We start from the raw sequence: 22557 nt of genomic DNA, 5'->3' as shown, positions 1-22557 counted from the left end.
AGAAATATTCTAGTTGTAAACCTACTCCCACTTACTCGCATGTTTTGAATTACTGCCATTTTTCAAAATGTTAAATACTAATAATTTAAAAATATCCATCAGTCTCAAGCATATGCTCATATTTACATGCATGATAACTTTTTAATTCGTATAATAGAATAAATGGGAATCAAAGTGAGTCTAATTTACAAAAGGAGGGAGCAGATTTGTTCTGTGGAACCAAAAGGCGAAGAAATAAACAGTTTAGCATTAAAAGTCAAAGAGATTATTCAATCTTCAGGATGTCAAAATGAAGATGTAATCTTTCTGTGCATTGGTTCAGATCGATCGGTTGGGGATTCATTGGGCCCTTTAGTCGGGACGATGCTAAAAGAACACACGGTGCCTTATCGTGTTTACGGTACCTTGGAAAATCCCGTTCATGCATTTAATTTAAAAGAGACGTTGAAAGAAATTAAAAAACAATTCAAAAGGCCTCTTATTTTTAGTGTGGATGCTTGTTTAGGGGATCAAAACCAGGTCGGTTATGTTTTCTTGAAGGATGGACCTCTTGTCCCAGGGAAAGCTTTAAAAAAAGTATTACCTGAAGTGGGAGACTATCACATTATAGGAATGGTAAATTATATAGATCCGCTGCCAACGATGCAATTTTTAAATGATACTCGTCTTTACACGGTTATGAATTTGGCGAATAAAATCGTAAAAATCATTACTCAAGCGACCGGCGAGACTTCTAGACCTTTTTAAAAGAATGGGCTGTCCCAAAAACCACTAATAATAATTGGTTTTGGCACAGCCCTAATTTTTTAAGTTCGAGAATTTAAATGATAACGTTATACTTAAATAATAGCCCCTGTCAAGATAGCAGTAATAATAAGGACTAATGAACAAATTAGAGCCCATTTAAATGCATACCGCTGTAGTTCCCCGATATCTGTCTTTACCATCCCTACCAGTAAAAGAGTCGAGGCCACGAGTGGACTTAAGAAATGTACAGGCTGCCCCAGTACGGAAGCTCTGGCAATTTCTAAAGGACTCACACCATAAGCTTCTCCTGCTTCGGCAAGAATTGGTAAAACACCAAAGTAGTAAGCATCATTTGATAAAACGAACGTAAATGGCATACTTGTGAACGCAACGACCATCGGTAAAAAAGAGCCTAAAGAATCCGGAATGATGGCCACTAATGAATTTGCTATGGCGTCTACCATTTTCGTTCCGGAAAAGATCCCTGTGAAAATACCAGCCGCAAATACTAATGTAACAACGGTTATAGCGTTTCCTGCATGTGACCCGATTCGCTCTTTTTGCTGTTCTAAATTAGGGTAATTAATGATCGAAGCAAGAACAAACCCGATTAGAAACAACACCGGTACAGGTACTAAGCCCATTACAAGTACGACCATGACTGTGAGCGTCAACAAAAGATTGACCCATATTAATTTAGGGCGCTTTAAATCGTCTTGTATGGCGGAAGCTACAGCTGCTTCAGCAAGAGCCTCTTTCATTTCAGGTGCAGATTTGATATAAACAACGCCAAGCCTTTTGCGCTCTTTTTTACCAAGTACATAAGCGGTAAAAAGAATAGCTGCTATTCCTGAGAATAGTGTTGGGATAATCGGGACAAAGAATTCATTTGCATCCAGACCTAATGATGCTATTGCTCTAGTTGCAGGTCCTCCCCAAGGAGTCATACCACTCATAATACTGACAGCCAGCATAGAAATAGTGGCAAGAATAAGTGGATTCATACCAAGTCGTAAGTAAAGAGGCAGCATGGCGGAAATCGTAATCATATGAGTCGTGGTACCATCACCATCCAAGGCAACGGTCATTGCGATTACCGCTGTTCCTATCGCTATTTTAACCGGATCCCCTTTTACGATTTTCAACATAGTTTTAATAAGTGGATCAAATAATCCAGCGTCAATCAGAACTCCGAAAAACAAAATAGCGAACAATAGCAAAGCGGCTGAAGGTGCGACAACCTTTAATCCATCGAGCATCATATCTCCGAGCTCTGGACCAAATCCGCCAATTAATGCAAAGATAATTGGAATGACTACAAGAGAATTAACAGGTGATAACCGTTTAGACATGATTAAATAAGTAAAGACAACGACCATTGAAATTCCAAGTAAAGTTAGAATATTAATCCCTCCTATTAAAGAAACCGCTTACAAATTGGATAAAGAGTCTTGAATAATTAAAAAATATTACATATTATTTTCTGCTTCCCTGTTGCTTTGTTTTCTATTTTTAGAATAGTTCATATCATTAAATAAGTGAAATACATATTTTTTGTACTTTTTCGAAAAAAAAACTTATAATCCACTTTATATTAAATTAAGAAATCCAAAAAGCACAATGAAATTGTCAATAATTTCATTGTGCTTTTTCGTTAAAGATTGGAATTTTTATTCAAGAAATCAATAAAGTTTTTCACAGTAGAGAGTTTTAATGAATCCTGATTATACATTAACCAAGTATTTCTTAACACCGGCTTCCCATTTTTGTAGGATAACCCGTATGTATGCAAATTATCTGAAGGCTGCAGGCATATTTCCGGCAGAATAGAAACACCAAGATCATTTTTGACCATCTCTTTGCACGTCTCCTGCCGATCCGTTTCCATGGTTACAAATGGTGGCTCTGGGAATCTATCATGCCACCAGCCATTTATTAAGTTTTTTAAAGAACTGTCGGTCTTATAATTTATGAATGGAAGTTCTGGCAAATTATCCAAGTCTACCTCTTTCTTAGAAATTAAACAAAGTCTTTCTTTATGCAGTAACGATTTGATTCCATACCATTCATAATTTCCACGCAGAATGCCTAATTGAACACTAGAGGAATCCAGAAGATGCATGATTTCAGTACTCCAGCCTGTATTCACATTAAATTGTACATGAGGATATTGTGTTGAAAACTTTTTCAATATTTCTGGTAGTTTATATTGGGCGAAGTTGCTGGAAACGCCAAGCCTTAACGTTCCTCTTACCTCATTTTTCATATTCAGCATATAATCTTTCGTTTTTTGCAACTTTTTCACCATTTCTTCCGCATAACCCGCTAAATGTATCCCTTCTGAAGTGAACTCAATGCCTCCTTTTATTTTGAAAAATAGGTTTGTGCTAAATTCTTTTTCTAAATTTTTAAGCCGGTACGTTAACGCCGGCTGCGATATATATAAACGCTCTGCGGCACGGCTAATGTTTTTTTCTTCATATAGTACCCTTATCGCAATCCAATCTTTTTCGTCCACTTAACCATCCCCCACTTTTTGGATTATAAGTTTTTTTATCATTTTTATTAAAAAAATATGTATTTTACTTATGAATAAACATATCATACTATATTTTCAAAGGAACCGGTAGTGCTATAAATATTGATTTGAGAAAAGGTGGTTATACAATGAAAGTACCTGTAGTTGTAATGCGCGGAGGGACAAGTAAAGGTGTGTTCCTTAATTTTGATCATATGCCTTCGAATCCCTTACACTGGGAGGATTTCTTACTTGACGTGATGGGCAGTCCGGATCGGAGACAGATCGATGGTCTTGGAGGAGCGAATTCATTGACAAGTAAAGCAGCGATCATCAAAAAATCAGAATCACCAGAATTCGATGTGGAATATACATTTGCTCAGGTCAGCATCGATAATCAAATGGTCGATTTTAAAGGAAATTGTGGAAATATTTCATCTGCTGTAGGACCTTACGCAATTGAGCAAGGATTAGTCCCTGTAAAAGAACCTGTTACAACGGTGAAAATTTTTAACGTGAATACACAAAAACTGATTATTGCAGAAGTTGAGGTTGAAAATGGACAAGTGAAATCAGAAGGATGCTGCTCAATACCTGGGGTGCCTGGTAAAGGATCACCTATTTATCTTTCTTTTACTCGTGCAGAAGGAGCAGTTACAGGAAAACTTTTCCCTACAGGAAATCCGATTGACATGATTAAAACCAAGGATAGGCTAATTCAAGTTTCAATTATTGATGTTGCCAATCCACTCGTTTTTGTAAGGGCACAGGATATTGGTCTAAGCGGAACCGAATTACCCAATGATTATTCACAGGAAAAATTAAATGAACTGGAAGAAATCCGGTCAATTGCAGCTGAAATGTGTCAATTTTCCGATAAGAAATCAGCTACTGTCAAATCTCCTGCTGTACCTAAAATGACTCTAATTGCTCCTCCTATGGATTACGTCGATCTAAACGGATCTGAAAGAAAAGCGTCAGAGATGGATTTGATGATCCGGATGATGTCAATGCAAAAGCCCCATCAAGCGCTTGCAATTACAGGAGCCATCTGTGCAACAGCAGGGGCTTACTTACAGGATACGGTTTTATCTGAGATGGTGAACATTAAACACGAAATTTTCCGATTAGCCCATCCTGCGGGGATAATGGAAACAAAGGTTGATTTCTTGGCAGGACACATACGTGCTATTAAAGTGGTACGCACAGCAAGAATCATTTTGGAGGGATACGTGTACACGAAAAAAAATTACGAGCATTCCTATCAATTAGCTTGATTTGAATTGATCTGCAAATTACAGCAAAAAATTTTCTATCACTTGGAGGCTTGGCAAATGTGGGTCATCACTATCTTTTTAAAGGAAAATATTAAAATATTTGAATTTGACACAGAAAAAGAAGCGAAAGAAATATTCAAAAATATGAAAGGCACTAAAATTCTTTCCGAAATAGTTTACTTTAATGATCCTTGTTCTGTATAAGTGAGACTTCAAAAGAGCCCAAACTCTATAAACTAGGATTGAGAATATAAGTGAATTTCCCCAAATAAGCTAAACCCCCTATACAAATTAGGGTACAGATACAGATTTTTATGGTTACTATATTATTTAAAAAAAGCTAATAACTATCTATTGTTTAGAGAAAAATACCAATACACAAATCCCTCCCCTTTTCATGCTGAATTTTAGCATCGGAGTGATAAACAGCAATATAACTGGTAAATCTTGATAAGTTAGAACTGACTTCATAAGCGTTAATGCTGATCCTTTCAAGCTAGTGCTGAACTCGAAAAGCTAGTACTGAAGAACCTTATTGTCTGGCCATCAGGACGCTTAAAGCTATACAATCACTCCATCTGAAAAAACTCCAATAGATAATCTGTTACTAAGTTTGACCTTTTATATTCCTATATGATATGAGTTTTAGTCAAAGCATAAAGACTTTAAATATGTTAAAATACCAAACAGCCAAGGACTTTTTAAGCCTTGGCTATTTTTCATTCTTCTACTTCACGTATCTCTATTATTTTTTGGACACATTCTTATCTAATAAACCATTCAAGGAAAAGACTCAGTGATTATTGATCGTTTCAACCTTTTCTTGAGTATAGCGTGCTGCTGATGAACCAGCTAATTTTCCAAAGACTGCTCCAGACATTAACCCGGATCCACCAGGATAGTTTTCATAAAAAATCCCCCCAATCATTTCACCAGCCGCAAAGAGACCTTTTATCGGTTGTTCTTCTTTGTCTAACACATGACCCGTTGTATCTACATGCAGACCACCGAACGAGAAGGTTATACCGCACGTTACAGGGAAAGCATAGAATGGACCTTGCTCAATTCGAAGTGCCCAGTTGGATTTAGGAGGGGTAATTCCTTTCGTTCCTTTGCCATCTTTCTCTGCTGGTCTATACTCGCCATCTTGTACCGCACTGTTATACTCTTCGATCGTTTTTAGAAATTGTGTTTGATTGACCGGCAGTAAACTAGCCAACTCTCCAAGCGTATCTGCTTTATAAATAGTCGCTTCTTCAAGGTCATATTCTTTACGCAGCATCGGGCGTACCTGTGCATCATAAATTTGATATGCCACATGTCCAGGCTGTTTTAATACCTCACGGCCGTATTTGGCATAGGTGTAATTTCGTAAATCTGCTCCTTCATCAACAAACCGTTTCCCTTCATTATTAAGCATGACGCTGTACGGATAAGAATGCTTTTTAAAAATATCCCCCGGCTTCGTGAAGTCCCCTACTTTTGGCGCATTATAATCTGTCCCAATAGAATGACATCCAGACCACTGCCCAAATTTTTGAGCCCCCACTGCCATAGCCATGGAAATGCCGTCTCCTGTGTTGAACTCGGTTCCACGAACAATAGCCGCTTCCCATTCTTCACCAATATTTTCACTTCTCATTTTCTTATTGGCTTCAAAGCCGCCACAAGCCAAAATCACACCGGATGTCTGAACAGTTACCATTGTATGACCCTTCTCAACAACGACACCGGTTATTGTGTTATCCTCTGATACAAGCTCCACAGCACGTGAATCGTACCAAACGTCGATGCCAATTTCTTCTGTCCGCGCAAAGAGCTGTCTCATTAAGCCAACGCCTTTATCCTCCGTTTTGATAGGCAGTCCTCCCCAGAAATTGCGCTTGCCAGCTTGTACGAAAGATTGATTTTCATAATTCAATTCAAATTTTATTCCCTGATCACGCATCCACGCAATTGTTTCATATGATCTAGAAACCAGCTGCTTTGCTAACTCAGGATTACTTTGTCCACCTGTTACTCGCATTAGATCTTTGTAATAATCGGTTTCCGTGTATTCAGGCATTACAATTAATTCGGATTCTTCATCTGTTAATTCAGGTATTATATTTCTGATTGCGTCTAAATTATTGTATGCAACACGAATGGCTCCATCCGTGAAGAAAGAGTTCCCTCCACGCTTTTCCACTGGTCCCCGTTCTAATACAAGAACTCTAGCACCTCCCTCTTTTGCTGAGATCGCGGCACATAAAGCTGCGTTTCCTGCCCCTACTACAACTACATCATAATTTTGTGTATTTGACATTTTTACCCCTCCTGTTAAGTTGTGATAACTCTTCATGTAAATAATAAGTGAAAATAATGAATAAAAATAATATTGTTTTTTTATTCATTGCCATAGAAAAAATTTATGAAAGAATGCTGGAAACGCAAAACTATAGTGAGTCTATTGATTTACATAAAAAGATAGATTTCTTTTTTCATTAGTTGTATTATACTTTTAGAAATCAAATAAATTATCATTTTTTATAATTACCCATAAATATTTTTTATGGTTAAAGGAGAAAAATTTTATGGATGAAAAAGACTGGCTTATATTAATTACTCTTTACGAAGAAAGAAATATAACAAAGGCAGCACAACGACTATTTATTTCCCAGCCAGCTTTATCCTATCGTATAAAACAGCTGGAAAAAGAGTTCAAAACAAATTTAATCTCTAGAGGCAAAAGAGGTGTCGAGTTTACAGTTGAAGGGGAATACCTCGTTCAATACTCAAAAAATATGCGTAAGCAATTAGGAGCTGCAAAAGAGCATATTTCAAATTTGGATAAAAAAGTAAAAGGAACTTTGCGATTGGGTGTATCTGGCTTGTTTGCCCGATATAAACTACCATTATTATTAAAAGAATTTCTAACTCTATATCCAGAGGTTGAAATCAGTTTGAAAACTGGATGGAGTTCTCAAATTCATCAAATGCTTCAAAAAGAAGAAGCACATCTCGGGATAGTTAGAGGTCCTTACAAATGGCAGGAAAATAAAGTGTTATTTCAAGAAGAAAAGATTTGTATTGCCTCCAGTAAAAAAATTGAATTAAAAGAACTTCCTTTTCTTCCTAGAGTTAATTATCAGACAGACCAATCGTTAAGAAATACTATTGAAAACTGGTGGCAGGAAACATTTGCGTTACCACCTAAGATTTCAATGGAGGTAGATCGGATTGAAACATGTAAGGAACTGGTTCTTAATGGTTTAGGATATGCCATTTTACCAGAAATCTGTATTAAAAATGATGAACCACTGTATACTTTCCCCATTGTATTAAGCGATAATAGCTATTTGCTTAGAGAAACTTGGGTATTTTATCGGGATGTGACTATGGATTTGGCACAAGTAAAAGCATTTATTGATTTTCTTAATGATTCTAAACAATGAAACAAGACGAAACGAGTAAAACTAATACAAAGGAAGAGAATTAATATGAAAAAGTGGGATTTAAATAATGCAAGCAAGACAATCCAATTTTCGGCTGCACTTCTAACTGCTTTTATTGGAGGCGGCCTTTTCTCTCTTATCAGGTTTCCAATCCCCTGGCTACTTGGTCCAATGGCAGCCCTATTAATTGCATCACGTTTCAAAAACGTTAAATTAATTTGGCCCGTTTCGATGAGAAATACTGGATTAATTATTGTAGGTTATTCAATAGGCATCTCCTTTACCAAGAGCTCACTGTCTGATATGATTAGTCACCTTCCCTCAATGTTGATCCTTACAACCTTAATTGTCCTTGTGTGTGCATGTTCTGCTTTGGTTATGTCAAAATATTCCGGCATTGACTATCCTACATCTTTAACGAGTAGTATTCCTGGAGGTTTGTCACAAATCGTTGTGTTTGCAGAAGATATGAAAGGTATTGATATTACTACAGTAACCTTTTTCCATGTTACAAGAGTGATAATGGTTGTTTTCTTAGTCCCCCTTTTAATTATCAGTCCCATTTTTGCAGCGAATAGTACCAATGATTCCTCTAAAATAACGGATAACGTTATTCCAGAGTGGAGTGGTTTATTTCCTCTTATCTTTCTGTTCGCCCTTATTTGTTTTCTGGCAGCAAGAATAGGTAAAATATTCAAATTACCAGCTCCTTACTTTTTAGGACCAGTAATCGTTGCTGCTGCAATAGGTCTTTTAGGTTTGCAGGGACCACCACTTCCTCCTACACTTCTTGATATATCTCAATTTATGGTTGGCGGTTATATCGGTTTACTATTAAAACCGGAACAACTTAACAACAAAAGAAAAACCTTATTATTGGCTTTGATGAACGGACTAATTTTGATTAGCGCAACAATGTTTTTTAGTTTTCTACTGACCCAGTATTATGATTTATCGACTATTACGGGTTTTTTAAGTTTAGCCCCTGGTGGAATGGATCAAATGGGAATCATTGCACAAGAAGTAAATGCTGATGTATCTACTGTTACCAGCTATCAACTATTTCGGATGGCTTTTATTTATGCCGCAGTGCCTCCATTACTGAAATTGGTATTAAAAATAAGTTTAAGAAGAAAAGACAAGAACAGTAATGTAAAACTAAATGTTAAATAAAAAAGGAGGAAGCTTTGCTCAAGGACAATGAAAAGTCTGATTTATAAAGAAAAGAAGGTTATCTTACACAAAATTGATGACCTTCTTTTTTGTTACTAAAAGTTGCATTAAATATTAAAAAAATTTCGTTATTGAATCACTTATCCTATGGCTTTATTTGCTCCCCTCCCCATTCTTTTTTAAAGAATAAATTATTTTGATACCAATACAAAAAAAATATGTATTTAACTTATTGTCCTCTCTGTATTACCTTTAATAAAGAAAAGCGCATAAGCATAGTGTAAAACTTATTAATCTACAAGTTAATTTTTCTGAAGAGTCACAAAATTATTTCTTAGTCATCCAGAGATCATTTGAAAGCGCATTCAAAATATGGGAGGGGATTTAATAATGTTTCTTACAATTTTAGGCATCTCCATGGTTACCGTTTTTACCTATTTAATTATGTCCAAACGTTTATCGCCCATTGTTGCTTTAACTTTAGTTCCGATCGTTTTTGCAGTAGTTGGTGGTTTTGGAAGTAAAATTGGCACTATGATGATGGAAGGCATTAAGCTAGTCGCTCCTTCTGCAGCTCTATTATTATTCGCCATATTGTTTTTTGGTATTATGATAGACACGGGATTATTTGACCCACTTATCAAAAAGTTATTAGAAGTTGTCAAGGGAGATCCTGTCAAAATTTCGATAGGTACCACAATTCTTGCATTACTCGTGGCCCTAGATGGAGACGGTACAACAACGTATATCATTACTGTTTCAGCTATATATCCACTTTATAAACGAATCGGTATGAATCCATTGGTTTTAGCCACAGTAGCCATGCTAGCTTTAAGTGTTATGAGTGGCATGACCCCCTGGGGTGGACCTGCTACCAGAGCAATAGCAGTATTGGGACTTGATGCATCCGAATTTTTTGTTCCACTTATTCCTACCATGATCGGTGGTGCTATTTGGGTTATTTTCGTCGCATTTATTTTAGGGAAAAAAGAACGTAAACGACTGGGTGTAATACACATAGAAGAGTTAAAAAATGAAATAGCTGCTACTGTAGAAAATGAAGCCACTGATGCATTTCCTCATATTGACATTAAACGCCCTCGTTTTTTGTGGATTAACTTATTAATTGTGGTAGGCATTATGGTCATTCTCATTATGGGATTGGTACCTTCCCCTATTTTATTTTTGGTCGGTTTCGCTATTGCTTTAATGATTAACTACCCTAATCTGGAAATGCAAAAAAGACGTATATTAGCACATTCTGGAAATGCCCTAATTGTTGTTCTACTAGTTTTTGCAGCTGGAGTATTTGCAGGAATCTTTTCCGGTACAAAAATGGTTGATGCTATTGCTAATGGACTGGTTGCGATAATACCTGCTTCATTAGGACAGTTTTTCCCTGTCATTGTTGGCATTACAAGTATGCCATTCACTTTCGTTTTATCTAATGATGCCTATTATTTTGGAGTTCTCCCTATTCTTGCAGAGGCAGCTTCAGCTTATGGTATTAGTCCGTTAGAAATTGCTCGCGCTTCTATATTGGGACAACCCGCTCATTTAATGAGTCCACTTGTTGCATCAACCATTCTATTGGTTGGCATGGTTGATAAAGACCTTGGGGAATATCAGAAATTTGCATACAAATGGGCCATCTTGACATCGTTAACCTTAACAGTGTTAGCTATAATTAGCGGCGCTATTTCTTTTTTGTAAATTATAAAAGTCCTTGTTTACTTGTTTGCTAGTAAATATCCGCAGGATCCTTTCCAAAAACAACTACTAAGGACTTTTGATCAATTTCATAATGATGAGGACCTAACAACTCTTGAAAGAAAGACTCAGCGACGTATAATTAACAGATTATCACATATTCTTCACTTAGTACTCTAATATCCCATTTGAAAGACAATGAAGAAGTAGTTGAAATTAAGCTGGTCTTAAAAATGTTGCGTCTGATAAAGTTTTGGTTATTACAAAAAATATATTCTTATTTTGTTATGAAACTGCCCTGATAGTTGCATAAAGTAAAAAGCTGCTCTAAAGACAGCTTCAATCTTATTAATTGCTCTCAAATCATAACCAATTGTATTTGAACTATACCGTAAATAACTGTTTCAAAAGCTAAAAGCAGTTGTATTTCTTAGATGAAATCAACTGCTTTCGTTGTGTTTTTTTGTTCCCTATATGGAAACCTCTAAAGGTTAAGGCTTTTATGGAATCATTACTTAATAAATCCGTTGAGAAATTGATATAACTCTTCTAATTCACTTTCTTTTGCAACAATACAGTTAGGGTATTGTTTTATCTCTGCTATGCTGGATAATTTAAAATCATTGGGAGTCGGGAGTCCAGAAGCACAAATCATTAAAAAGTCAGCAAAGTGAATTAACCCAGTCACTGCTGACGTTTTTATGGTCATTTGCCCCATTGCTCGCCCTGCAAACAAACCCTTCATTGCACTTTTTCCACCTGTTCTTTCTATTACTATTCTACTTTCGTCTATTATTACTTTTGTTCCTGATTTTAAATCAAAAGTTTTCATCTTCTTAACCTCCTACTTTTCCTTTAATATTACAACATCTTTATATGATGGCTTATATATGTCATTTGCTTGAAAATGATCTTCAACTAACCTGCCCAGTTTTTTGAATAAGGAAAAGGTAGCAGCAACACCCCTAGTTAAAGTGTTATTATAAAGATTCATCAACAAGTTCTTTTTGGCAATTTGGGAAATATTTTTATTTCATCATACACTTACTCTAATTTTACACATTATACATCTAGTGTTAATTAAAGTGTGAGGGATTTGAATATACAAAAAAAGAATAAATGGTGTTTGTCCCTAAATAGAAATATAATTTAATAGATATATGAAAAAGTAAGTATGAAAAGGTGGAGTTTCATTGGATATTTTATGGTGGGGGTTAACGATCGTCTTATTTGCTTTAAGTTTTGTAGGAATTGTCTATCCTATTATTCCTTCGGTTGTTGCTATTTGGGGAGGATTTGCAGTTTATCAATTCCTCATTAATTCTGATGAGTTATCGTTATGGTTCTGGATCAGTATGGTTGTGTTGAGCGGTGTATTAATCGCGGCCGACATTATCGCAAATAGTTATTTTGTTAAAAAGTATGGGGGATCAAAAACATCCGAGACAATAGCAGCTATTGCCACGATTGTTGGTTCATTTGTCTTTCCTCCTTTTGGAATAATTCTCGTACCATTTTTAGCAGTCCTCGTTTCGGAATTAATCATTCAAAAAGATATAATGAAGGCTACTAAAGTTGGGTTTGCAACTATCATCGGTTTTTTAGGCGGCAGCTTAGCCAAAGTATTAATTCAATTATTGATGATTGTTTGGTTTATTTTAGCGGTAATTTTTTAATTATTTGTAAACGGCCACAATAAGAAAAAGCTGACTTTCAACAGTCAGCTTTTTCTATTAACAGAAGTCCCATTTACTTATCTGGTACAGATAATAAGAAAAAAAGTGATGGAGGAAAAGGAACTATTATTGTGGCCTATTGTGAACAATTCTTTAACGATGGAACTCTTTTTAGAATTCTAATATAATTTTCACAACTGCTTCCTTCCGTGTCAAAACTCAAGACATTATCCCCACCCAAGTTTTCACAGCCGTCGCTAAAATCAATAAAGCCAGTATAACTTGCAGCACTTTTACATTCATATTTTTACCGGCCATCGCCCCAAGCGGAGATGCTATTAAACTCGCTCCCACCATAATCAATGCCGGATAGAAGTCAACTTGTCCCGTTGAGATTTTCCCTGCTGTTGCACCAATGGATGAAATGAATGTGATAGCTAATGAAGACGCAATCGTGACCCTGGTCGGTATTCTTAAAACGATAAGCATAATCGGAACTAATAGAAAGCCTCCTCCGGCACCGACTATCCCGGCACCTAAACCTACGATTAAGGCAAGAATGGCCGCAAGCCATTTGTTGAAGGTAACTTGATCCAAAGGAATGTCATCTATCCCTTTCTTCGGAATGAACATCATGACAGCCGCTATCAACGCCAAAATGCCATAGACGATATTCACTCCGTTTTCCGACATCGATTGTGATCCAAAACTTCCAACCACGCTTCCGATTAACACACTGATCCCCATATAGAGAATCAGCGTTTTATTTAAATGTCCGCTCTTACGATAGCTCCATATTCCTCCGATGGAAGCGAATAAGACTTGTACAGCACTTATACCTGTCACATCATGGGCACTAAATGCCGCTAAACCGAAGATTGGGGGAATAAACAGCAGCATTGGATAATTTATTATCGAACCGCCGATGCCGAGCATCCCTGAAACGTAGGAACCTATAAAACCAATCAAAAAGATGGTAATGATAAAGGTGATATCCATTGTAAGTGCCTCCCTTAAAAGAAGGGAACCCTAATGGTTCCCTTCTTTTATCAGCCTTTTCTAATCCAAAATTTCAGTATATCATTTTCTTCTGCCGTTTCCACCAGTTCATGGCCACCGGATTTTGACCAAGCGGCTAAGTCTGCTTTAGCTCCTTTATCGGTTACATGTATTTCCAGCACTTGCCCGGTTTGCAAATCATTCATCGCTTTTCTCGTTTTAACGATCGGCATTGGACAAGCTAGTCCCTTAGCATTTAACACTTTATCTGAATGCATATTTCATTCCTCCTATTTTCTTGGCTTTTTATCGGTATTAACGAACCGCACAGCGATTTGGCCCGATTTCCATTTCACGCTGTTTTTCATCATCAGGCTCGATTTTCCCCATATTGGTTTCGCGAATTTCTTGATAAGCGTTTGGCTGAGGCGGTAAATTACCTGTTACCAGCTCTCTGAATTCCGTTTCATCTACAATGTTCAATCCATGATTTTCAGCAAACAGCGCACCCAACTTTTTAGCGACACTTCCATCTTCATTCAATTCATCAACGATCATGAAATGTGATGGCAATACGATTAACTCGTCTGATAATCCTCTATAACGTGTATACAGTGTTTCTCTCAAGTCGCCTACCCAATCCTCAGCCAATCCAGCTAGGTCCGGTCTGCCAATCGAATCGATGAATAGTATATCCCCGCTTAACAAGTATTTTTGATCGACCACAAATGAAGTCGAACCAATGGTATGGCCCGGGGAATATATTGCTTGAATATCAATCGAAGTATGACCAATCGTTATCACTTTCCCGCTTTCTAATGGCTGATATTCAAAGGTTACTTCAGCCGCATCTTTTGGCGGCAGCCAGTAAGTTGCATTTGTTACTTCCGCTATTCGTCTTCCACCTGAAATATGATCGGCATGTAAGTGTGTATCCAGAACATGTGTAATTTTCACCCCGATATCATCGGCGAAATCAAGGTAGGCATCGATCATTCGAGTAGAATCGATAATGGCTGCTTCACCATTGGTAACGACCATGTATGATAGACAGCCTTTACCTAGTCGAACAAATTGGTAAATTCCGCCGCCATTGATCAATTCACCGATTTTCACAGGTTCCAAGTGTTCACTCCATGCTTTCATCCCGCCCTTTAAATAAGAAACGTCCAATCCAGCATCAGATAACATTTCAGCTACCATAACGGAAGATCCTTCCTTTGCACATACTACCAGGATTTCTTTATTGGCCGGGATTTGATCGATTATTTCTTCCACGCCATCCAGTAGATCAAAGTAAGGGATATTAAGGAATTCAAAATTCTCCCCTTCAATTTTCCAATCATTGTAGTCACTTTCATTTCGAACATCCAAAATAAATAAGTCGGTTTTATTGATTACTTTCTTTGAAACCTCAGCGGCTGTCATTTGCTTAAACGCCATTTTATATACCCCCCACAGTATCAATGATGTCAAAAATTTTTCCTTCATTAAAAGGTTAATGTAGCATCAGCATTCTTAGCGAACTCCAAAAATGTGACCGCTCCACCTACTAAGATACGGTCAACGAAAGCTTCTTTTTCCATGCCCAATACGGCCTTGGTCTTTTAACAACTGTACGTTCATTTCCTGTGCAATGGAAACTAAATCTGAAATGGAAGAAACATTTGCCTTTCTAATACCTTCGAAATTAAAGCAAATCGCCACTTCTTGATCTGTTGCTACTGCCGTTATGATGTTAAACCCTTAATACTTTTTATTCATTCACGGATTTTTGTGAAGGACCGTTCCATTGGCTCATGCCGGGTACAACATTGAATACCCGTTCAAAACCGGCCGCCGTCAGTTTTTGTGCAGCAAGATCACTTCGGCTGCCTGTACGGCAAACCACAAAAATCTGTGATTCTTTATCAAGTTCACCCATATGTTGTTCCAATTCACCCATTGGAAGGGATCTAGCTGCTGGTATATGATTAAAAGCATACTCTGCCGATTCTCGTACATCCAGGATGATCGCATTTCGGTTTTCCTGCATTAGTTGAAGAAGTTCTTCATTTGAAATGATTTTTTCATGCTTCTTCACTGCTGTTTCTTCTCCGATTGCTTTCCGAAGATAATGTTTTAGTATTGTTCCTTCTTCAACCGTACCCAAATATTGGTGACCTGAACTTTCCGCCCAGGCTTTCATGTCGGCGGTTGACCCTTTATCAGTTGCTTGAACTTCGAGTACCTCCCCCGCTTCCAGGACATTCATGGCTTTTTTCGTTTTTACGATTGGCATTGGACAGGCTAAACCTTTAGCATCCAAAACAGAATTTGTTTTAATCATTTTAGTTCCTCCTTGAGTCTTTTATAGGGATGGGGGTATATTCGGATATAAAATTATTCTGTGGGACCTTCCCATTCATTCATACCACCCATCATGTTCAACACCTTATATCCATGATCCTCAAGTAACTGTGCTGCCCTTGAACTTCTGCCCCCTGAACGGCAGACGATGATATATTCTTTTGATTTATCCAGATCCTGCATTCTAAATTCCACCAGACCCAACGGGATATTCAAAGCTTTTGGTATTTTCCCTGCCTTTACTTCATCCACTTCCCGCACATCAATAATATGGACTGGGGAGTATCCCTTCAATAATGCGTCCACTTCATTCGGTAAAATTTCTTTCATTTTTTTAAGATCCTCCTTTTATTCGCGCCAAGAATTCATACCGCCTTTTACGTTTGTAACTTCATTAAACCCGAGTTTCTTCAATGCTTTACTCGCATTACTGCTCCTCATTCCGCTTTGGCAGATAACAATTACTTCTTTATCTTTTGAAAGTTCATGTGCCCTTTTGCCAAATTCGTTTAGAGGTATATTTTTAAAGTCCTTAATGTGATTGCCCCTATATTCATTAGGAGTACGAACATCGATGAATTGCCTATTTCCTTTATTATTCAACACAGCTTTTAACTCAACCACATTTATATTTTTTATCCCCTTTGCCGGGACAAATCGCTGATATAAAAACCAAACGATGAAACCTAATATGATGAGATTAAATATAGTTCCCATTTGAACCCCCCATTTATATAAATAAGTTTACATTTCCATCCTCTGCTTCAGCTAAATAAGCTGCAACACCTGCATACTCAATTCCATCCAATAATTCCTCTTGCTGTAAACCCAATAAATCCATTGTCATCGTACAGGCTATAAGTTTGATTTCCTGTTCTTGGGCCAACTCAATTAAATTTGGGAGTGACATGGCATTATGCTTTTTCATTACATGTTTGATCATTTTAGGTCCCATCCCTGCAAAGTTCATGTTTGATAGACCCATTTTATCAGAACCACGAGGCATCATTTTTGCAAACATTTTTTCAAGAAATCCTTTTTTTAATGAAATCGGCTCATCCTTCCTTAAAGCATTCAATCCCCAGAATGTATGGAAGATAGTCACTTCATGATCGTAAGCAGCCGCCCCATTTGCTATGATATAAGCAGCCATTGCCTTATCATAATCACCACTAAATAAAATGATCGTCGTTCTTTTCTTTTCAGTCATTTATGTTTTCCCCCTGATTCATTCTTATATACCCTACAGGGTATATATTATGCTAAAAAATATAGTTCGTCAACCCACTTCACTAAAAATGAATGGAATAGGGTTTTCTTTATTTAATTGGTCCATGATTAATTGAAGACAAAATTTCATTCACTTCGAATATTTTTCCATTAACCTTCTCTATACCAAACCCTTTTAACCGTGCTGTGTGCATTGACAAGTACTTACATGCGGATTCCTTCGTTTCAAACAGATAAATGCCACCAGCTTCCTTTGCCTCACTGTCTTCGGTCCAAATCTTCCAGATCAATCCTTCTTCATCATTAATGCTTTTTGCTAAAACAGTAAATTCTTTTACCATTTCGTGACCAAATGGCCCCTCCATTTTAAAATCCACTTGTAAAATATAAGACATGAAAAACACTCCTTTTTCTACTAGTCAGGTCAAATTCTTTTACCTGCTTTTAATTAGTAAATTAACCGCTTCCTTGACTAAATGATCAGTGCCTTCTCCTTTCTCGACGTTTTCCCGAACGCATTGCTCTAGATTGGCACTTACGATAACACCCATGGTCCTATCGATGGCATTACGTACAGCAGACAACTGAGTGACGACATCCCTGCAATCTTTTCCCTGCTCCATCATTCCAAGAACACCCTTGATTTGTCCTTCAATCCGCTTCAAGCGATGAATGCTGCTTTTATCAAACTCCATACTCCGCCTCCCATCTATTTACAACAATAGCTAATCTTTTTTCCGTTAAAAAGAGAAGTGCATCCCCAAACTCACTTCCAGTTTATTAGAAGCAATGACATGAATGTTTTCAAGTCAGGTTTCTTCATTAAAACGTTTTAGTCGGCATAATCAAACTTATCGTGCTTATGCTTATAAGCCGCTAGCCAATTAAATCGTATTTTACTCGTGAGTTTAGGAATTTTACTCGTGAATTTTGCATTTTATTCTTGAATTTGAGTGCCTTTTTCATGAACTTGGGCATTTTTCTCGTGAATTTGCACGTTTTACTCGTGAGTTTGGGCGTTTTACTCGTGAGTTTATGTGTTCTTAACTTGTGAGTTTATATTATACCTATAGGGGTATATTGTCAAGCTAGAGTTAGACTAACTTATATTGTTTAGCATCAAGATTTGAGGAGAATTCTTCAAACTCGTTTTAACCGGGGGGATGAAAAACTTGTCTTGATATAGATGTTTCTGAAAGCTTATGAAATTTCCAAACTAATCTCCCTCTAGTAAATTTCTCTTGAACCGATAATGTCTATCCTGCCATTGGATATAAGATGGCATCAACTACTATTATCAACTTGATTTCATAATGACTATTTTTTTGAAGGTTCCTACTGACTCCACCACTTATAGTAAAAAAAAAGTAGTGCAAACCTATCCCTTGGTTTGCACTACTTTTTTTATTTACCCAATTCTTCTATGGTAGGTATAAGATCTCGAATACTTTTCATATATTCAAGGCTTTGAATAGTTTCTAATAAACTCTTCGCAGATTCTTTTCCTAGAATTGGCGTTGTCAGCCAGAAAAACTTCTCTTTTTTTTCTTCAACGTTTAACGGATAATCAAAGTCTCCTCTTGCTTGTATAATATCGGATTGATAAGTGTTACCATCCTGCATTACTATTTTAACCATACTTAATGCCTTTTCAGGAAATGCTTCGTTAAGTTTTTGATCAACTACTACTGTAATCTTGTCCATCATGCTAAGAATAATTGTATCATTCAGATGTTCTAGTACTTGTTTTGGTCCCACTTCACCGTAAGAAAGAAATGCTGCAACAGGAAAAAGTAAATTATACTGTGCTTCCTCTGTATTTTCTGGATATTCTTTCGATAATGCTGCAGATTCTGTAAATGTATGAATGACTATTTTTTTTATATTTTGGGATATTAGTATATGCCGGCTTTGAATTTCCCTGATTGCTTCAATAGCTGGCTGTGCCCACCGACAGCATGCATGCGGCTTATAATACAGTTCATTTACTCGATAATTTTTTCCTAAATCGTCTATAAGCCCCTCAGCTTCTTCTGTTGTAAATAATGATGGAATCCCTGTATAGCCTGCTTTTGCCAAATGGGCAGCACTGACCCCGGCCATACACCCCCAATTAATCCCGTCTTTTAACATGGAAGGATGTTCGATGCAGCGCATCATAGGAGAATAAGCACCAAAATATTCTGCATTGCCCAGTGCGTGCTCAATTGTTCCTCCCTTAAGTCCTAAAATGTACGAAACACCTGCGGCAGCTCCAACAGCTCCCCATGAACCGGTGCAGTGATAATCTAGCCGGGTCAGGTGTGCAACAATACCTGCACGGATCCCCACTTCATAGCCTATAAGAAGTGCCGTCAAAAATTCTGCTCCACTTATATTATGATCCTCTGCAACGGCGATCACCGCGGGAAAAATAACTGCCCCGGGATGTCCTTTTGTGAGGCGATGACCATCATCTAAATCGAGGGCATTTGCCAATGTCGCATTAACAAAAGCTGCTCCGGCAGGCGTTAATCTTTCTGGGAACAGGAAAAGCGAACTGTTTCCCATCCCCCACTGCGAAACAGCAAATTCTTTTGCAATCTCTGCCGCTTTCGTATTGCGGCCTGCAATGGTACAAGCGATAATGTCTGCTAAAGCTTCTTTGAGTGATGTTAGTGTGCCACTGTCTAAACTCTGAATCGACTCAGATTCAATATAGGTGATGAGCGAATTATTAGCTTTCATCTCAATCTAGCATTCCCTGTTCATCCAGCCATGTTTTAGCCACTTCATTAATATCTTCATGCTTAATATCAACACGATAATTTAAATTCTTCATTGTATCTGAATCTAACTTATCTGAAAGTGCATTAAGAAGATCTCTTAATTCCGGATTTTTCTTTAATACTTCTTGACGAATGACAGGTGCTCCATTATATGCCGGAAAAAACTGACTATCATCTTCTAACACAACAAGTTTAAAACCTTCAATGCGTCCATCTGTCGCAAAACCTACCGCTACATCAACCTGGCCTTCTTTTAAAGAGTTATATAGAAGTCCTGTATCCATTTTGACAACATTTTTAGCTGGTAAAGAGAAATTATATTTTTTCTCCAAACCTTTCATTCCATCTTTTCTCGCATAGAACTCAGAGTTCGATCCAAATTTTAATTTACTAGAATCTTGATTTACAATATCAGCTAGATCCGATATGGATTTGATTCCTAACTCTTTAGCATAATCTTCGCGCATTAAAATAGCATATGTGTTATTAAATTCGGATTTATTTAACCATTCAAGTTTATTCTTTTTGTCGATTTCTTTTACTTTTTCATATGCCTTTTCGGGATCAGTTTCAACAGGTTCCTTTAAATAAACCATAAGTGCTGTACCCGTATACTCCCAGTACACATCGAGCTGACCATTTTCAAGCGCGGAACGTGCCACTGTACTGCCCATACTACTTGCTTCGTCGACTTTGTATCCTTTTTCTTTCAAATAAATAGAAGTAATTTGTGTCAAAATGTGCTGTTCAGTAAAATCCTTTCCTCCCACTGTAATTTTCCCTTTATTTTCATTTGAACCGGCATTAGACTCCGAAGAACTGCATGCTGTAAGCATACAGGCAAGAAGTGCGACACAAAATAACATGCTAAATTTTCTCATTTTTACTTCCCCCTTTATTGTCTTAAATAAAATCAGCTTTTCTTTGCAATCCTCTCGGAGTAGTGGCTACTTCAATTTTCCCTAATAAGAAATCAATAGCAATGGCCAAAAAGATAACGGGCATGGCACCTGCGAGCATAATGCCTGGATCGTAAAGTGAGATTCCGGTGAATATAAGGTCACCTAACCCACCTCCTCCAATTAAGAAAGCAAGTGCGGCTGATCCCACATTAATAACGGTTGCGGTCCGAATGCCTGCAAGAATTGCATATGACGCATTAGGGAGTTCAAGCTTGAAAAGAATGAGTTTTTGCGTCATACCCATTCCTGTTCCAGCATCAATGATCGATGGAGGAACCGATTGAATTCCAGCAATTGTATTCCGTAAAATTGGAAGAAGTGAGCTGAACCACAGCGCAAATACCGCGGTTTGCCAGCCTAAACCTAGATAACTCATGACAAGCGCTAAAATGGCTATACTTGGCACCGTTTGTCCGATATTCGCAAAATTAACTACAATAAATTCAAATTTTTTAAACTGAGGTCTCGTAATAAAAATCCCAAGAGGCACGGCCACAAGAATGGCTGCCATGGATGAAAGCGCCACCAATTTCATGTGCTGTCCAGCTAAATGAAGAAGTTCACCAGAGTTATCTTTTATATATTGAAATGCACCTGATTGGAGAGCATAAGCTAGCAGTGCAACAATAATCAACATTAACAAAGCGCGAATCAATATTTCTATCTTGTTTATTTCCTTCATTAAGACACCCACCTTATTGAATTATTGACTTTAACTTCGAAGGGTGAACACCTGTCAAAACTTCAAAGTCACCAATGCTTAATACTCCGCTTGGCTGTCCTTTATGATCCAAAATCACAGCTTCCCCTTTTGGTGATGATAATAATAGAGACAGTGCTGTTCGAAGATCTGCATCAATATTAACCACATATTCGCTAGATTCAATTTTTATATTCATTTTTCGATTTACCTTTTTCGCTTTATTTAATAGATCCCTGACCGTTAATAGTTGTAAACGTTTAATTTCACGATCACTTCCAATAAAGTTGTTCACAAAATCATTTTTGGGATTAGACAAAATCTCATCCGGTGTTCCATACTGCATGATTTGGCCATCGTTAAATATAGCAATTTTATCCCCAAGACACAAAGCCTCATCAATATCGTGACTAATAAATAAGATCGTTTTCTTTACGTCTTTTTGAATTCGTAAAAATTCCTTTTGCAACCGATCGCGAATAATCGGATCTAGTGCCCCAAATGGTTCATCCATCAACATAACTGGCGGGTCTGCCGCCAGCGCCCTTGCCACTCCAATACGCTGTTGCTGTCCGCCTGATAATTCCCAAGGATAACGCTTTCGGTATTCCTCATGGTTTAACCCCATCATCTCCATTAATTCTTTGTATCGTTTTTTCATTTCCCCTTCGTTCCAATCCAGCATCTTTGGTACAACATTAATGTTTTGTTCAATTGTCATATTCGGAAACAAACCATTTTGTTGAATTACATAACCGATTGAACGTCTCAATTCGATTGGATCCAATGAGTAAATATCTTTTCCTCCGACTTCAATAGTCCCCTCTGTGATAGAAACCAAACGATTAACCATTCGTAAAAGAGTTGTTTTCCCACAACCTGAGGGACCAAGAAATACACAAATTTCTCCTTTTTCAATTGTCATATTTACATTATCTACTGCCTTCACCGATTTTCCAGAGCTTTTGTATACCTTCGACACATTTTTAAATGTAATCATAAGTCATCCCCTTC

The 22557-nt window shown here is 37.3% G+C and carries 24 protein-coding genes and 1 pseudogene; 7 read left to right on the top strand and 18 right to left on the bottom strand.

The window, feature by feature from the left end:
• Positions 1-213: 213 nt before the first annotated feature.
• Entirely contained in the window at positions 214-747 is a 534-nt protein-coding gene (gene yyaC, locus ACWF5P_RS10850; protein ID WP_452444849.1) for a spore protease YyaC, read from the top strand.
• Positions 748-839: 92 nt separating this feature from the next.
• On the opposite strand, the gene ACWF5P_RS10845 is transcribed toward yyaC, so the two are convergent.
• Positions 840-2150: a CitMHS family transporter gene (locus ACWF5P_RS10845; protein ID WP_452444880.1), complete on the bottom strand. Its 1311-nt coding sequence runs from the start codon at positions 2148-2150 to the stop codon at positions 840-842.
• 251 nt (positions 2151-2401) lie between these two features.
• Positions 2402-3265 (bottom strand): LysR family transcriptional regulator, encoded by an 864-nt coding sequence (locus ACWF5P_RS10840; protein ID WP_034313052.1) that lies wholly within the window; start codon positions 3263-3265, stop codon positions 2402-2404.
• Between the two features lie 149 nt (positions 3266-3414).
• On the opposite strand from ACWF5P_RS10840, the gene ACWF5P_RS10835 reads away from it, so the two are divergent.
• Both ACWF5P_RS10835 and ACWF5P_RS10830 read left to right on the top strand, forming a co-directional pair.
• On the top strand, positions 3415-4542 hold the full coding sequence (locus ACWF5P_RS10835; protein WP_260357335.1) for a 2-methylaconitate cis-trans isomerase PrpF family protein: 1128 nt from the start codon (positions 3415-3417) through the stop codon (positions 4540-4542).
• 57 nt (positions 4543-4599) lie between these two features.
• Complete coding sequence (locus tag ACWF5P_RS10830; RefSeq protein ID WP_230176482.1) at positions 4600-4746, top strand: hypothetical protein; 147 nt, start codon at positions 4600-4602, stop codon at positions 4744-4746.
• 589 nt (positions 4747-5335) lie between these two features.
• On the opposite strand, the gene tcuA is transcribed toward ACWF5P_RS10830, so the two are convergent.
• Entirely contained in the window at positions 5336-6847 is a 1512-nt protein-coding gene (gene tcuA / locus ACWF5P_RS10825; protein ID WP_452444848.1) for an FAD-dependent tricarballylate dehydrogenase TcuA, read from the bottom strand.
• A gap of 268 nt (positions 6848-7115) precedes the next feature.
• Here tcuA and ACWF5P_RS10820 point away from each other — a divergent pair, with 268 nt between their 5' ends.
• The 3 genes from ACWF5P_RS10820 to ACWF5P_RS10810 all read left to right on the top strand — a co-directional run bounded on the left by ACWF5P_RS10820 (position 7116) and on the right by ACWF5P_RS10810 (position 10862).
• A complete protein-coding gene (locus ACWF5P_RS10820; RefSeq protein WP_101221758.1) occupies positions 7116-7976 on the top strand; it encodes a LysR family transcriptional regulator in 861 nt (286 codons plus the stop codon).
• 45 nt (positions 7977-8021) lie between these two features.
• Positions 8022-9149 carry an AbrB family transcriptional regulator gene (locus tag ACWF5P_RS10815; protein WP_452444847.1) on the top strand — a complete coding sequence of 376 codons (1128 nt, stop codon included), beginning with the start codon at positions 8022-8024 and terminating at the stop codon, positions 9147-9149.
• Between the two features lie 390 nt (positions 9150-9539).
• Complete coding sequence (locus ACWF5P_RS10810) at positions 9540-10862, top strand: CitMHS family transporter (protein ID WP_452444846.1); 1323 nt, start codon at positions 9540-9542, stop codon at positions 10860-10862.
• A gap of 508 nt (positions 10863-11370) precedes the next feature.
• Here the strand turns inward: ACWF5P_RS10810 and ACWF5P_RS10805 are convergent.
• Entirely contained in the window at positions 11371-11691 is a 321-nt protein-coding gene (locus tag ACWF5P_RS10805; protein ID WP_452444845.1) for a hypothetical protein, read from the bottom strand.
• 361 nt (positions 11692-12052) lie between these two features.
• Here ACWF5P_RS10805 and ACWF5P_RS10800 point away from each other — a divergent pair, with 361 nt between their 5' ends.
• Positions 12053-12535 (top strand): DUF456 domain-containing protein, encoded by a 483-nt coding sequence (locus tag ACWF5P_RS10800; RefSeq protein ID WP_101221754.1) that lies wholly within the window; start codon positions 12053-12055, stop codon positions 12533-12535.
• A 219-nt stretch (positions 12536-12754) separates the two neighbouring features.
• Here the strand turns inward: ACWF5P_RS10800 and ACWF5P_RS10795 are convergent, their stop codons facing one another.
• The 14 genes and pseudogenes from ACWF5P_RS10795 to ACWF5P_RS10730 all read right to left on the bottom strand — a co-directional run bounded on the left by ACWF5P_RS10795 (position 12755) and on the right by ACWF5P_RS10730 (position 22543).
• Positions 12755-13534 (bottom strand): sulfite exporter TauE/SafE family protein, encoded by a 780-nt coding sequence (locus tag ACWF5P_RS10795; RefSeq protein WP_260357318.1) that lies wholly within the window; start codon positions 13532-13534, stop codon positions 12755-12757.
• A gap of 50 nt (positions 13535-13584) precedes the next feature.
• Positions 13585-13812 (bottom strand): sulfurtransferase TusA family protein, encoded by a 228-nt coding sequence (locus ACWF5P_RS10790; protein ID WP_101221752.1) that lies wholly within the window; start codon positions 13810-13812, stop codon positions 13585-13587.
• A gap of 37 nt (positions 13813-13849) precedes the next feature.
• Positions 13850-14977 carry an MBL fold metallo-hydrolase gene (locus ACWF5P_RS10785; RefSeq protein ID WP_434169350.1) on the bottom strand — a complete coding sequence of 376 codons (1128 nt, stop codon included), beginning with the start codon at positions 14975-14977 and terminating at the stop codon, positions 13850-13852.
• Between the two features lie 47 nt (positions 14978-15024).
• Positions 15025-15277 (bottom strand): annotated as a pseudogene (locus ACWF5P_RS10780) (DsrE/DsrF/DrsH-like family protein); the annotation flags it as partial.
• 13 nt (positions 15278-15290) lie between these two features.
• Positions 15291-15863, bottom strand: a complete 573-nt coding sequence (locus ACWF5P_RS10775; RefSeq protein ID WP_434169349.1) for a sulfurtransferase TusA family protein — start codon at positions 15861-15863, stop codon at positions 15291-15293.
• A 53-nt stretch (positions 15864-15916) separates the two neighbouring features.
• Positions 15917-16213: a rhodanese-like domain-containing protein gene (locus tag ACWF5P_RS10770; RefSeq protein ID WP_434169348.1), complete on the bottom strand. Its 297-nt coding sequence runs from the start codon at positions 16211-16213 to the stop codon at positions 15917-15919.
• A gap of 18 nt (positions 16214-16231) precedes the next feature.
• Positions 16232-16600, bottom strand: a complete 369-nt coding sequence (locus ACWF5P_RS10765; RefSeq protein WP_434169347.1) for a rhodanese-like domain-containing protein — start codon at positions 16598-16600, stop codon at positions 16232-16234.
• 13 nt (positions 16601-16613) lie between these two features.
• Entirely contained in the window at positions 16614-17093 is a 480-nt protein-coding gene (locus ACWF5P_RS10760) for a DsrE/DsrF/DrsH-like family protein (protein ID WP_336866487.1), read from the bottom strand.
• Between the two features lie 109 nt (positions 17094-17202).
• A complete protein-coding gene (locus tag ACWF5P_RS10755) occupies positions 17203-17508 on the bottom strand; it encodes a monooxygenase (RefSeq protein WP_427572799.1) in 306 nt (101 codons plus the stop codon).
• A gap of 39 nt (positions 17509-17547) precedes the next feature.
• Positions 17548-17808, bottom strand: coding sequence for a metal-sensitive transcriptional regulator (locus tag ACWF5P_RS10750; protein WP_101221745.1), 261 nt, complete (start codon positions 17806-17808; stop codon positions 17548-17550).
• Positions 17809-18517: 709 nt separating this feature from the next.
• The gene (locus ACWF5P_RS10745) at positions 18518-19840 is read right to left on the bottom strand and encodes an MmgE/PrpD family protein (protein ID WP_434169346.1); all 1323 of its coding nucleotides are present in this window, start codon (positions 19838-19840) and stop codon (positions 18518-18520) included.
• Position 19841: 1 nt separating this feature from the next.
• On the bottom strand, positions 19842-20762 hold the full coding sequence (locus tag ACWF5P_RS10740) for an ABC transporter substrate-binding protein (RefSeq protein WP_402942212.1): 921 nt from the start codon (positions 20760-20762) through the stop codon (positions 19842-19844).
• Positions 20763-20784: 22 nt separating this feature from the next.
• Positions 20785-21525, bottom strand: coding sequence for an ABC transporter permease subunit (locus ACWF5P_RS10735; protein ID WP_434169345.1), 741 nt, complete (start codon positions 21523-21525; stop codon positions 20785-20787).
• A gap of 13 nt (positions 21526-21538) precedes the next feature.
• Positions 21539-22543: a betaine/proline/choline family ABC transporter ATP-binding protein gene (locus ACWF5P_RS10730; RefSeq protein WP_434169344.1), complete on the bottom strand. Its 1005-nt coding sequence runs from the start codon at positions 22541-22543 to the stop codon at positions 21539-21541.
• Positions 22544-22557 lie beyond the last annotated feature (14 nt).

This window comes from Peribacillus sp. NPDC055009, assembly GCF_053608705.1.
Note: the sequence above shows the minus strand (reverse complement) of the source record. Positions and strands in the feature narration are given on the sequence as shown.

Coding starts and splice junctions, on each gene's coding strand:
- ACWF5P_RS10835 (WP_260357335.1), top strand. CDS start 3,415: ATGAAAGTACCTGTAGTTGTAATGCGCGGAGGGACAAGTAAAGGTGTG.
- ACWF5P_RS10770 (WP_434169348.1), bottom strand. CDS start 16,213: ATGAAAGAAATTTTACCGAATGAAGTGGACGCATTATTGAAGGGATAC.
- ACWF5P_RS10765 (WP_434169347.1), bottom strand. CDS start 16,600: ATGGGAACTATATTTAATCTCATCATATTAGGTTTCATCGTTTGGTTT.
- ACWF5P_RS10740 (WP_402942212.1), bottom strand. CDS start 20,762: ATGAGAAAATTTAGCATGTTATTTTGTGTCGCACTTCTTGCCTGTATG.
- ACWF5P_RS10795 (WP_260357318.1), bottom strand. CDS start 13,534: ATGGATATCACCTTTATCATTACCATCTTTTTGATTGGTTTTATAGGT.
- ACWF5P_RS10820 (WP_101221758.1), top strand. CDS start 7,116: ATGGATGAAAAAGACTGGCTTATATTAATTACTCTTTACGAAGAAAGA.
- ACWF5P_RS10810 (WP_452444846.1), top strand. CDS start 9,540: ATGTTTCTTACAATTTTAGGCATCTCCATGGTTACCGTTTTTACCTAT.
- ACWF5P_RS10750 (WP_101221745.1), bottom strand. CDS start 17,808: ATGGAGTTTGATAAAAGCAGCATTCATCGCTTGAAGCGGATTGAAGGA.
- tcuA (WP_452444848.1), bottom strand. CDS start 6,847: ATGTCAAATACACAAAATTATGATGTAGTTGTAGTAGGGGCAGGAAAC.
- ACWF5P_RS10830 (WP_230176482.1), top strand. CDS start 4,600: ATGTGGGTCATCACTATCTTTTTAAAGGAAAATATTAAAATATTTGAA.
- ACWF5P_RS10805 (WP_452444845.1), bottom strand. CDS start 11,691: ATGAAAACTTTTGATTTAAAATCAGGAACAAAAGTAATAATAGACGAA.
- ACWF5P_RS10790 (WP_101221752.1), bottom strand. CDS start 13,812: ATGCATTCAGATAAAGTGTTAAATGCTAAGGGACTAGCTTGTCCAATG.
- ACWF5P_RS10785 (WP_434169350.1), bottom strand. CDS start 14,977: ATGGCGTTTAAGCAAATGACAGCCGCTGAGGTTTCAAAGAAAGTAATC.
- ACWF5P_RS10745 (WP_434169346.1), bottom strand. CDS start 19,840: ATGAAAGCTAATAATTCGCTCATCACCTATATTGAATCTGAGTCGATT.
- ACWF5P_RS10775 (WP_434169349.1), bottom strand. CDS start 15,863: ATGATTAAAACAAATTCTGTTTTGGATGCTAAAGGTTTAGCCTGTCCA.
- ACWF5P_RS10735 (WP_434169345.1), bottom strand. CDS start 21,525: ATGAAGGAAATAAACAAGATAGAAATATTGATTCGCGCTTTGTTAATG.
- ACWF5P_RS10760 (WP_336866487.1), bottom strand. CDS start 17,093: ATGACTGAAAAGAAAAGAACGACGATCATTTTATTTAGTGGTGATTAT.
- ACWF5P_RS10755 (WP_427572799.1), bottom strand. CDS start 17,508: ATGTCTTATATTTTACAAGTGGATTTTAAAATGGAGGGGCCATTTGGT.
- ACWF5P_RS10730 (WP_434169344.1), bottom strand. CDS start 22,543: ATGATTACATTTAAAAATGTGTCGAAGGTATACAAAAGCTCTGGAAAA.
- ACWF5P_RS10815 (WP_452444847.1), top strand. CDS start 8,022: ATGAAAAAGTGGGATTTAAATAATGCAAGCAAGACAATCCAATTTTCG.